We start from the raw sequence: 10,789 nt of genomic DNA, 5'->3' as shown, positions 1-10,789 counted from the left end.
GTGACGCCGTATTGTTCAGGTCTTCGGAAGGTCTGGAGCCGGCATCCGAAATTAAAGGTAACGATGAGTTCGCCTATCCGCCTAGCGGTTCGAGATCGTTGTCGCGAAAACGTCTTTGAGTTGACACCGCCTTTTCAGTTCTATAATTGTTGAACAATATTATTGAACAAAAAGGGGAAAGCATGCTTATTCGGATAATTGCAAAACACGCAGCCAAGCTGAAATCAGCCGTGCTGGCCGGCGTGCTTGCAGCCACCGCCCTTGCGCCGCACGCGGCAGCGGCTGCGCCGCAGACCGTCAAGGAAAACACGCTGTCCGTCGGGTCCGACCTGACCTATCCGCCCTTCGTCTACATGAAGGACGGCAAGCCGGCGGGATTCGACGTCGAGCTGATGCAAGGGATCGCAAAGCAGCTCGGGCTTGCTGCAGAATTCAAGGACACGCGATTCACCAGCCTCATCACAGGTGCGCGCGCCAACCACTTCGACGTCATTGCATCGGCGCTTTATGTGACGCCGGAACGGCAGAAAATCCTTAATTTCATCCCTTACATCAAGGCTGGTTCGTCTCTGCTCGTACTGAAGGATGCGAAATACCGTCCGTCGAATGAGAAGGAATTGTGTGGCAAGGTCATCGGCTCGATGCAAGGTGCCTCCTGGCTTCCAAAGCTGAAGGCGCTGTCGGAAGACTATTGCGCAAAGAACAATCTTGGCACCATCGAGACTCGCGAATTCGACACCGATGCGCAGGTCACGCAAGCGTTGCGGAGCGGCTCCGTCGATGTGGAATTCATGGACAATGTCGTCGCCGCCGAGTTGCTGAAAAAATTTCCTGACGATTATGCCGTCACATCCAGCGCACTCATCTATCCGATCATGGTGGGGGTCGCCACTACGCCCCAAAACAAAGAGCTTTTCACTGCTGTGAACGATGCTTTCGCGCAGATGCGAAAGGAGGGTTCCTATGACGCGCTCATCAAAGCCTACGGCATGGAACCCGTCACCGACGACGAGATCAAAGCGGTTGTTTCCACGGCTCAATAGAGCACATTCCGGAAAGTGCGAAACGGCTTCGGACCAGAAGTGATTTACAAAACAAATAGTTGGAGCATCGGTCTGGTCCAATCAGATCGAAAGGCGCTCCACACCGGTATCGGGGCGGTTTGCCCCCATTACCCTCAGCATGGCCGAAACGGGAGGCACGCTTGAACTATGATTGGCATTATGCGCTCGGTCTGCTCGCGGATCGGGACTTCTGGGAGGCGAGCTGGATTGTTATCAAGCTCAGCCTGCTAAGCTGGCTTCTGGCGGCGATCGCGGGGTTCGGGCTGGCGCTGGCAAAGCAGTCGTCCTGGGCGGTGATCAACGGCCCGGCGCGGGCCTATATCTGGTTCTTCCGCAGCCTTCCGCTTCTGGTACTGCTGATTTTCATCTACAGTCTGCCGCAGGTTTTCCCAGTCCTTCGTTCTCTCCTTTCAAATGCTTTCGCTGCTGGTCTGATCGCGCTTGTCATCAGCGAAACCGCCTATATGGCTGAAATCCATCGCGGTGGCCTGCTCGCCATTCACAAGGGCCAGCTTGAGGCCGGACGCGCACTGGGGCTGAGCTTTTTCGGTATCCAGCGCCTGATCGTCATACCGCAGGCAATCCGGGTGTCACTACCCGCCATGTCGAACGAGCTTGTCACCATCGTCAAGCTTACTTCTCTGGTCTCGGTCATCTCGCTTGCCGAAATCCTGCTCGTCGGGCAGCGGCTCTATACGCAGAATTTCCTGGTGCTCGAAACGCTCACTGTCGTCGCCTTCTTTTACGTCCTGGTCGTCACACTGTTCGATCGCGGTCTTTCAATGCTGGAACGACGCTCGGATGTGATACGGCGCGGCAAGAAGGCGCGCACATTGTCGCCACAGGAGGTTTCTGCCAAACTGTCCGGTCACGAGCTTCCTGCTGACCGCGTGCAAGCCAAAACCCAGCAGAGCAGTACAATAGCCTTGAAAGCAACCGAGCTTCACAAGGCCTATGGCTCGCATGAGGTGTTGAAGGGCGTCAGCCTGACAGTGAAATCCGGCGAGGTGATCTCTATCATCGGTCGCTCGGGATCAGGCAAGACGACCTTCATTCGCCTGCTCAACGGACTGGAGCGCCTTGATGCCGGTGAAATAAAACTGCATGGATCGCCCTTCATCTCGGCAGAAGTGACGGCATCTGGCAAGCATACCTTCAAGGAAGACGTCTCGCTGATCCGGGATGTCGGCATGGTGTTCCAGAGCTTTAATCTTTTCAATCACAAGACAGTGCTTGAAAACATGTTGCTCGCCCCTTTGTACCACAAGGTCGGTGCGCGGCACGATCTTGAGCGGCTGGCCTTCCATTATCTGAACAAGGTGGGCATGGCCGCCCATGCAGAAAAATATCCGCATCAGCTCTCCGGCGGACAGCAACAGCGTGTCGCGATCGCTCGCGCCCTGATGATGTCACCAAGTATCATTCTTTTCGATGAGCCGACTTCGGCGCTTGACCCGGAAACCGTTGAGGAGGTGCTGGGCGTTATTCGCTCACTTGCAAGCGAAGGTGTGACGATGGTGATTGTCACACATGAAATGAACTTCGCTTTCGAGGTATCCGACAGGATTCTCTTTATGGACGCAGGAAAGGTCGTCTGCGACGATACGCCGGATAAACTCAAATCGGGTATCTATCCGCAGCTGAAACCTTTTCTGAAAAATATGACGGTCTGATCCATGAACCAGCCTGCCGCCCTTCGCGATCCCGCATTCATCCGTGTAGCAAATGCCATACGCGATGACATTCTCAAAGGCCGCCTGCTCAGCGGCACGAGCCTGATCGAAGCCGAACTGATCAATGTCTATGACGTGTCGCGCAACACCTTGCGCGAAGCCATGCAGCTTTTGCGCCAGCAAGGACTGGTTTCGCAGGAGCCGAACAAGAGTGTCCGCGTCAAAAGACTGACGGAAACGGATATTCGCGACATCTTCGTGGTGCGCCGTGTGGTCGAGCTGGGTGCGCTCCGAGGGCGCACCTCAATTCCAGCCGACTGGCTGGAAAGGCTGGATGAGGTTATCCGCAACGAAAGCGAGGCGACCGCCCGGTCGGACTGGACGGCTGTGGCCCGCCAGAGCCTTCGCTTCCATCAGGAAATCGTATCCCTGCACGGCAGCCCTATCTTCGATCAGATGTTCTCTCTGCTCGTCACCCAGCTGCGTCTGGTTTTCGTCACTGGCAACGAACAGGCTTTCCATGAGCCGTGGTTGAAAAGGGAAGCCGAAATCTATCGCCTCATTGCGGCGGGAGACTGCGAAGCAGCAGCCGATCAGCTTGAAAACTATCTGACGGATTCGGAAAAAATGCTGACAACGCTGATCCGAAACTGATCGAAGCCGATTGCGCCAATGGACACAACTTATGAAATACGCCCCGCAAGATAAGTCCGGATCAGAACTCGCAATATCGTGCAACCGGATCGAAAAACTCGATCTGGCGCTGGCCGACTATGCGGTACGCGACTGGAATGCTCGAGAGATTTTTCTCAACCAGCGGTTCGAGACGGCTCGCACGGAGCTTGGATGCTGGCAATCACTCAGCGAAAGTAATGAGGAACTCCCGCCACTCGCTGGTCTGACCATGACCGTCAAGGCCTGTTTCGATACAGAAGGCTGGGTGACGAGCTGCGGTTCGAAAGCGCTTCAGGATACTGCTCCCGCAATTACAAGTGCCGCTCTGGTGCACAGGCTTCGTTTGGGCGGCGCGACCTTGCTCGCCCAGACCAACATGACTGAATTTGCTTATGGCGCGCTGGGGGTGAATACGCATTTTGGCACGCCGCGCACGCCGCTGGACCCTGCAGGAGAGGCGATCGCGGGCGGCTCAAGTTCCGGCGCGGCCGTGGCCGTCGCGCGGGGATACAGCGATTTCGCCGTCTGCTCCGACACGAGCGGGTCAGCGCGTATCCCGGCCGCCTTCTGCGGTGTAGTGGGCTTCAAACCAAGTCGCGGACGCTACGAAACCGATGGAATGCACTGGCTGTCGACGAGCTTCGACGTGCCGGGCATCATCACCTCCTCGGTCGCCCATTGCCGCCTGATCGACGATGTTGCAACAGGCACCGCAACAAGGAAGCCATCGACCTCAAAGCCGATAAGGCTGGCAGTTCCCCGACTGCCTTCGGAAACCGCCTTTGATGAAATCATCGGGAAGCTGTTCGGTGCTTGCCGGTCCGCGCTGGAAGCCTCAGGGATTGTCATTCGGGATATAGAACTTCCCAGCCTGACCGAGAGCGCGAAGATCGCCGTCGATGGGGGGATGATCGGCGCTGAAGCCTATGCGCTCCATCGCGACCGGCTCGCCGTCGATTTCGCCAGCTACGACCCTCTGGTCGGAACGCGCATTCAGAAAGGTCGGGAAAACCCCGCCTATCTCTATGTGAACGCTGTGAGTGCTCTTGCAGCCTGCCGTGAACAGTTCGATGCGAACATCGAGGGGTTTGACGGTTTCATTCTGCCGACCGTTCCCATGCTGCCTCCCGTGCTGGCAGCACTTGCGGATGAGGACACCTATCTGGCGCTCAACCGGCGCGCATTCTCGCTGACCGAATTCGCCAATCGTCTGGACCTGCCCAGCATCTCGCTGCCAATCGGCAAGCACCCTGTCGGTCTCATGTTGACCGGACGTCGCGGCGAGGACGAAGCACTGTTGGCTATCGCAGAGTTACTCGAGCCGCTGGCCGCCAAACTTTAACAGCTTTTCTGACACTGACATGAGGAGAATAATATGATTGTCGTAACATCCGACGAAATCGCCGGCACCGCACGTGACGCTTCCGGGCCCGGCTGGGAGAGCCGCCGCATGATCGTACGTGACGACGGCATGGGTCATTCGGTGCATGAAACCCGTGTCAAGGACGGCGCGGAACTGCACCTGCATTATAAAAACCACTTCGAAACCAATTATTGCATTTCAGGTGAAGGCGAAGTCGAACACAAGCTGACCGGCGAGGTGTTTCCGATCCGCCCCGGTACCATCTACGCTCTCAATGAAAATGACCCGCATATCTTGCGCGCCACCAAGGGCGACCTCGTACTGGTCTGCGTTTTCACGCCGCCGCTGGCAGGCAATGAAGTGCATCGCGAAGACGGCAGTTACGCTTCTGCCGACTGATAGCCGGGCGTTAAGATGCTAACGCATCACACCCCTGAAAATGCTTGATTGCGGCACGGGCTTAACCAAGTCTCGATGAGAGAAACTCAACGAGGCTTGGTATGAAGCATTGATTTTTCGGCAATCGAAAAAAACGCCGTGATTGATCGCGGCGTTTTTACTGGTTTGCGGCCCCGCTCAAAGACCGTGGGTGCGATCATATCCGTTAAGAGTAGCGGACGCCCAGCCTCCCGGCAGACGCTCCGGCTTGTAAATCTCCACCACCATCGGATGGCAAGCTGCAGTATCGGACGAATGTTCCGCCGAGCAGTCCCCTCCCGGACAGGCCGAGAGGCAGCCGAGCAGGTTGATCTCCGCGAAAAACTCCAGATAATCGCCTGGCCGTACGGGGCTTGCCTTCATGAAATATTGCCCCGTATCGCGGGTGAAACCGGTGCACATGAACACGTTGAGCACATCGTGAATGTAGGTTTCAGCCTCATGCAGCGGCTTGCCCGTCTGTTTCGCAAAGGCACGCGTCAGGTTGGAATGGCAGCAGTGGTGATACTGCGCCCCATCAGTTAGAAGATTGTTCGTGTACGGATCGCAGCGCGTGCCGATCACATCATGGACTGCACCGCCAAACTCGTCGAAACCATACCAGTCGAGACTATCATGGGTGATGGTCGCCATCGGCCGTAGATAAGGAAAGCTGGAGAAAAGCTGATCCCCCATTCCCACATGGGTTCCGTTCAGTGCGCGCGTCTTGCCGCTATAAAATTTCTCGTTGAGATCGTCCGCATTAAACAGATTGAGGTCGCCCACTTGGGGCCCCTCGCTGCAAACGATACGACAGAAATGCCCTGCCGGAATGGTCCAACACTCCGCTTCCCTTGGTTGCACGACAATCCGCTCGACAAGAACAAGCTTGTCACGAAGGGCGCGATAGGCATCAAGATCAGGCCGTGGCAGCGTATCGACCGGATAGCAGATCACCGGTTTGACAGCCATGCGAGCGGCCGCATCGTTAGGTCGCGACGTGATTGAATTTATCTTCATGAAGCGCTCTGCCATTCTCTTGCATTTGGATCGTCACGATACGCGACTGCGTATTCCTTGACGGACAAGCTCTAACATAGAAGATATCGTTCAACAATATTGATGAATAATCTTAAAAAGCCGGGGCCGGACAACGTCCAGCCCCGACCTGATTTATTACTTCGCTGCGATGGCCTGCAGACCGGCAAGTGCGCATTCCGCATCGGTTGCACCCGATGGCGCACCGCCAACACCAATGCCACCAACCAGCGCGTCGCCGATCTTGATCGGCAGTCCGCCTGCCTGAATGACGAAGCGAGAATCCATGTCCCGCATGCCATTATTGGCTGGCTTCGATGCAATAAACTCTGCCAGTTCACCGGAATCGCGACCGAGAGCTGCTGACGTGAATGCCTTTCCTTCAGCGCTATTGCCAGTATGCGGGCCGGAAAGGTCGGCCTTGAGCAAAACCTTGGTCGATCCGTCGCGGGCCACGACTGCGACGCTCACATTGTTGCCCTTGGCAACGCAGGCATCCAGCGCAGCCTGTGCAGCCTTGGTCGCGAGATCAAGCGGCAGATAGGGCGTGGTGGGAAGCGTTTGAGCGAAAGCGGTAGCCGGAGCCATCGACAGGGCGATTATTGCAAGTTTACGGATCATGGTCGTTCCTCGGTTGTGATGAGAAACATTTAGTCGCCGCCAGCGTCCAGCGAAATCCGTAGCATTTACGATCTTATCGGTAGTTCTACGGATTTGGCTGCCCCTCCAGCCACAAACGGGTCATTTCCGCTTGTGAGGTTGTACCCAGTTTCGCGCCGATGGCCGCACGGTGGCTGTCTATCGTGCGGGGCGACAATTCAAGACCATCGGCAATTTGCCGGGTGGTAAATCCTTGCGCGATACGGTCAAGAACCTCGCGTTCACGTGTTGTCAGCGTATCGAGCAGTGCCAGCGTTTCGGCTCTTAGCGCCTTGCTCCCGAGCCTGTGTTCAAGCAATTGCTGAGCCTTCTGGATTGCGTCGATCAGATCCTGCTCATCAACGGGCTTGGAAAGGTAATCCACCGCACCATTTCGAAAGGCGCGACGGCAGGCTTCGATATCGCCATGGCCGGAGATGATGATCACCGGCCAGTCAATCTCCTGCCCGGCTAACAGCTCCTGGAGTTTCAGGCCCGTCATGACTGGCATGCGAATGTCGAAAATCATGCACCCCGGCTTCAGCCGCGGCAGCTGGGCCAGAAATGCCGAAGGATCGGCAAAACTCCTGACCTCGATGTCTATAGTCGACAAAAGAAGGCCAAGCGACTTTCGTACTGCTTCATCGTCATCGACGAGATAGACGGGCTGAACCATCCTCTTAACTTCCTGCGTCTTCAGCAATTGGAAGCACAACGCGAAACAGCGCGCCGCGCTCCTGTGGAATATAGGAAATCTCGCCGCCAAAACGCTCGACCAGCCGCTGGCTGAGCGCCAGACCGAGGCCGGTTCCTTCCGGGCGGCTTGTGGTAAAGGGGGTAAAGAGGCGCGGCAAGAGTTCAGGCGCAACGCCGGGACCATTGTCCGCAATTTCCAGAATGGCTATCGGCCCGTCAGCTTTCAGGGATGCATTTACCCGCCGGTCCTGATCTCCGTCATGAAAGGATTCAATCGCGTTGCGCAGAAGGTTGAACATCACTTGCTCCATTTCTACCGGATCAACCGCAGCCATCAAAGGTGTTTCCGGCATCACAAGCTCAACTTTGACATTCTGCCGGGCAGCTTCCGAAGCGAGCAAGGTCTGCACATTTTGAAGCGACAGGCGCAGATCGGCAGATGCCGTCTGTCGCCGCTGCGGGCGAGACCAGTTGCGCAGCCGATCCAGAATGGCCGATGCACGGCGCGCCTGGTCCACCATATCGTCCAACGCTCCAGCGAGAGCCTCCGTATTATTGCGGACCAACAAGCGGCGCCCTGCCTGCGCGCCAGCGAGAATTGCCGTTAGAGGCTGTGTCAGTTCATGTGCCATGCCGCTTGCCATTTCGCCCATCGTGTTGACACGCGAGGCGTGAGCCAGCCGGGCCTCAAGGCCGCTCAGTTCCGCCCGACGTTCCGCATGGCGTGTGCGTTGTGTCTGGCGAACAATAACCAGCCCGCCGAAGAACAGCAGATTCGTGAGGGTGAGAATCGCAATCAACTGGTCGAGTGGCAACAGATCGGTCCACCCCATGGCGAGAGCGGTCTGGAAAAGAAGCGGCTGTGTAGCACTGCCCAGTTTCTTGGAGAAGCGCGCTTCGCCGAACGAGGCCGGGCTACTGAACAGAACGGTTCCGTCGGGCATGACGAGGCGTCGGGCAACGCCCTTACGGCTCCAGAATGCATCGTCAGAGGTGATCAAGCTGCCAGCATTGATCGCCAGCGCCAGGCCGTCATGCGGATTATCCGTATTCGGGCTGCGTTTTACGATCAGATAATGTCCGGGCCGTTCTGCCGGTGCCAACAGTTCGGGAACGCCGCGGGACGAGCGAGCCGCCGCCCGTATGGCGTCGACCAGTTCCGGTTCCAGCTTTCTGGTGCCGGTCACTGGGGCGGTTGGCTCCATCGGCACCAATTGAATCTCGTCTATGCGCGGATAGAAACGAGTGATCGTTGCTGCCACTTCGACGAAAACATCGTCCTGCGAGAGATCGGCCGTTCGCGCCTTGGATTGAGCAATCGTCGAAAGCGCCGTCAAATGGGCATCGTGCTGGTCAGCACGTTGTGAAGCCTCGCGGTGCAACGTAAAGCTGGCGGCCTGAAGTTCGGACAACAACGCGGCACGCTGATAGAGGACAAGGCTACCTATCGCCAGAATATTGAACAGCAACCACATGAGGATCGGGAGCGCCGCAGATCGGATGCTTCTGGTGTGGAGGTTCATAAATTGCATCCCGGTATCAGCCGCTGTTCAGACAGAGTATCGACCCAACTGATAATCATAATATTATTAAGTCTTGTGAGATTATTGGAGTTTAACAAGGCTGGCAAATGCGGCGTCTGCTGAAAAAATTATGGTTTCACGGCCGCCTGAAAAGCCCTTGCCAGTTTTTTGACCGCGATTTCGATTTCCGTCGGTGTGTAAGCTGCAAATCCCATCAGAAAACCAGCCTTTCCACCACCCTTAGCATAGAGCCCGGACAAGCCGAGGAGCTCGATTCCGACGCGCTGGGCAGCCGTTACGGCATTGCGTTCCGAAAGGTCGCCGGTGAGCACGCAAGACATTTGCAACCCTCCGGCAGGTACTTGTGGCTCAACGAAATCCGCCAGATGTTTTTCGATCAGTCCCGCCAGTACATCACGCCGTTCGGCATAGATGCCGCGCATAGACCGGACATGTACGCCGAAATGTCCGCCCTCCATGAACCGGGCAAGCGTCAACTGCGCTATTGGTGCGGAATGCCCGTCGAGCAGGGTGCGCGCAACGGTCATCGGTTTGACCAGTTGCGGCGGCAAAACCATGTAGCCGATACGCAGGCCCGGAAAGAGTGATTTGGTGAAAGTGCCGATATAGATTGTCCGGTCATGCCGGTCGAGGCCCTGCACACAGGCCGTCGGTTTGCCAGCGTAGTGAAACTCGCTGTCGTAATCATCCTCGATAATCCATGCCTGCTGGCGGGCGGCCCATTCGATCAGTGCCAGGCGACGATCCAGTGACAGGGTCGCACCGGTTGGAAACTGGTGCGAAGGCGTGAGAAACACGGCCTTGGCTTTACTCGTTTCGCTTACCATCCGCTCGATCACAATGCCCTGGTCATCCACACCGACCGGGATGGCTTCAAGTCCAGCGGCATCGAACGCTTTGCGTGCGCCGTAATAGGCGGGATCCTCGATGAAGATCCGGCCACCGGGATCGAACAGCATGTTTGCGCATATAGTCAGCGCCTGTTGCGAGCTGGTGAGGATCAGCACCCTGTCCGGCGTCGCACGGCCGCCGCGTTCCAGGTTCATGTATTCGGCGACGGCGCGTCGCAAAGGCTCGGTTCCCTGCGGATGGCCATGGAGCAAGGCCTGCGTACCGATTTCCTTCAACACCTGCCGCTCCAGACGCTCCCACAGCGGAAGCGGGAAGTTCCGGGTTTCGGGAACACCATGAGCGAAAGGCCGCGGTGCCAGCAGCTCACGCACACCACCGCTGCGAAACATGATCGCGCCGCGCTTGCTCAGATTGGGCGCCTGATTGCGCAAAAGCGCATCGCGCTGGGAAACGCTGTGTCCGGGCGTGAATTCCGTTATCTGCGCCACAAAGCTGCCGCTGCCTATCCGACGGTCGATGAAGCCCTCCGCATGCAGCTGCGCATAGGCCGCCTCAATCGTGTCTCGGGACACGCCCAGCGATTTGGCGAGACCACGCGAAGCCGGAAGCGCCTTTCCCGGTCCAAGCGCCCCATCAACGATCAATTGCCTGATCGATCGTTGAATGCGGGCGTGGAGCGGCATGGCCGCATGGGCGGGATGGGCAATCCACGCCTTCACAGATTCAAGTTGGGAGTGCTTGAACAAATGGTCTGGTCCTAAATGGAAAAATGGATGGGATTATCAGGCCATTAAACGACTAATTGTCAAGACATCTTGTCGGCCATGC

The 10,789-nt window shown here is 56.9% G+C and carries 10 protein-coding genes; 5 read left to right on the top strand and 5 right to left on the bottom strand.

What is annotated here, in order from left to right:
• Window positions 1-182: 182 nt before the first annotated feature.
• From HWX93_RS15475 to HWX93_RS15455, 5 genes are all read left to right on the top strand, one after another.
• Window positions 183-1,043: an ABC transporter substrate-binding protein gene (locus HWX93_RS15475; protein WP_176037872.1), complete on the top strand. Its 861-nt coding sequence runs from the start codon at window positions 183-185 to the stop codon at window positions 1,041-1,043.
• A gap of 161 nt (window positions 1,044-1,204) precedes the next feature.
• Window positions 1,205-2,737 (top strand): amino acid ABC transporter permease/ATP-binding protein, encoded by a 1,533-nt coding sequence (locus tag HWX93_RS15470; protein WP_176037871.1) that lies wholly within the window; start codon window positions 1,205-1,207, stop codon window positions 2,735-2,737.
• A gap of 3 nt (window positions 2,738-2,740) precedes the next feature.
• On the top strand, window positions 2,741-3,391 hold the full coding sequence (locus HWX93_RS15465) for a GntR family transcriptional regulator (RefSeq protein WP_176037870.1): 651 nt from the start codon (window positions 2,741-2,743) through the stop codon (window positions 3,389-3,391).
• A 31-nt stretch (window positions 3,392-3,422) separates the two neighbouring features.
• The gene (locus HWX93_RS15460; protein ID WP_176037869.1) at window positions 3,423-4,754 is read left to right on the top strand and encodes an amidase; all 1,332 of its coding nucleotides are present in this window, start codon (window positions 3,423-3,425) and stop codon (window positions 4,752-4,754) included.
• 33 nt (window positions 4,755-4,787) lie between these two features.
• A complete protein-coding gene (locus HWX93_RS15455) occupies window positions 4,788-5,174 on the top strand; it encodes an ectoine synthase (RefSeq protein ID WP_109988276.1) in 387 nt (128 codons plus the stop codon).
• Between the two features lie 177 nt (window positions 5,175-5,351).
• On the opposite strand, the gene HWX93_RS15450 is transcribed toward HWX93_RS15455, so the two are convergent.
• The 5 genes from HWX93_RS15450 to HWX93_RS15430 all read right to left on the bottom strand — a co-directional run bounded on the left by HWX93_RS15450 (window position 5,352) and on the right by HWX93_RS15430 (window position 10,707).
• A complete protein-coding gene (locus HWX93_RS15450; RefSeq protein WP_176037868.1) occupies window positions 5,352-6,212 on the bottom strand; it encodes an urea carboxylase-associated family protein in 861 nt (286 codons plus the stop codon).
• 156 nt (window positions 6,213-6,368) lie between these two features.
• Entirely contained in the window at window positions 6,369-6,851 is a 483-nt protein-coding gene (locus HWX93_RS15445; protein ID WP_104755229.1) for a GlcG/HbpS family heme-binding protein, read from the bottom strand.
• An 85-nt stretch (window positions 6,852-6,936) separates the two neighbouring features.
• On the bottom strand, window positions 6,937-7,545 hold the full coding sequence (locus HWX93_RS15440; protein ID WP_151558495.1) for a response regulator transcription factor: 609 nt from the start codon (window positions 7,543-7,545) through the stop codon (window positions 6,937-6,939).
• Window positions 7,546-7,549: 4 nt separating this feature from the next.
• Window positions 7,550-9,088, bottom strand: coding sequence for a sensor histidine kinase (locus HWX93_RS15435; RefSeq protein WP_176037867.1), 1,539 nt, complete (start codon window positions 9,086-9,088; stop codon window positions 7,550-7,552).
• A 128-nt stretch (window positions 9,089-9,216) separates the two neighbouring features.
• Window positions 9,217-10,707, bottom strand: coding sequence for a PLP-dependent aminotransferase family protein (locus tag HWX93_RS15430; protein WP_176037866.1), 1,491 nt, complete (start codon window positions 10,705-10,707; stop codon window positions 9,217-9,219).
• Window positions 10,708-10,789: the final 82 nt, after the last annotated feature.

Origin of the sequence: Brucella tritici (assembly GCF_902825325.1) — a bacterium.
GTDB lineage: Bacteria > Pseudomonadota > Alphaproteobacteria > Rhizobiales > Rhizobiaceae > Brucella.
This window is presented reverse-complemented; position numbering and strand designations above follow the sequence as displayed.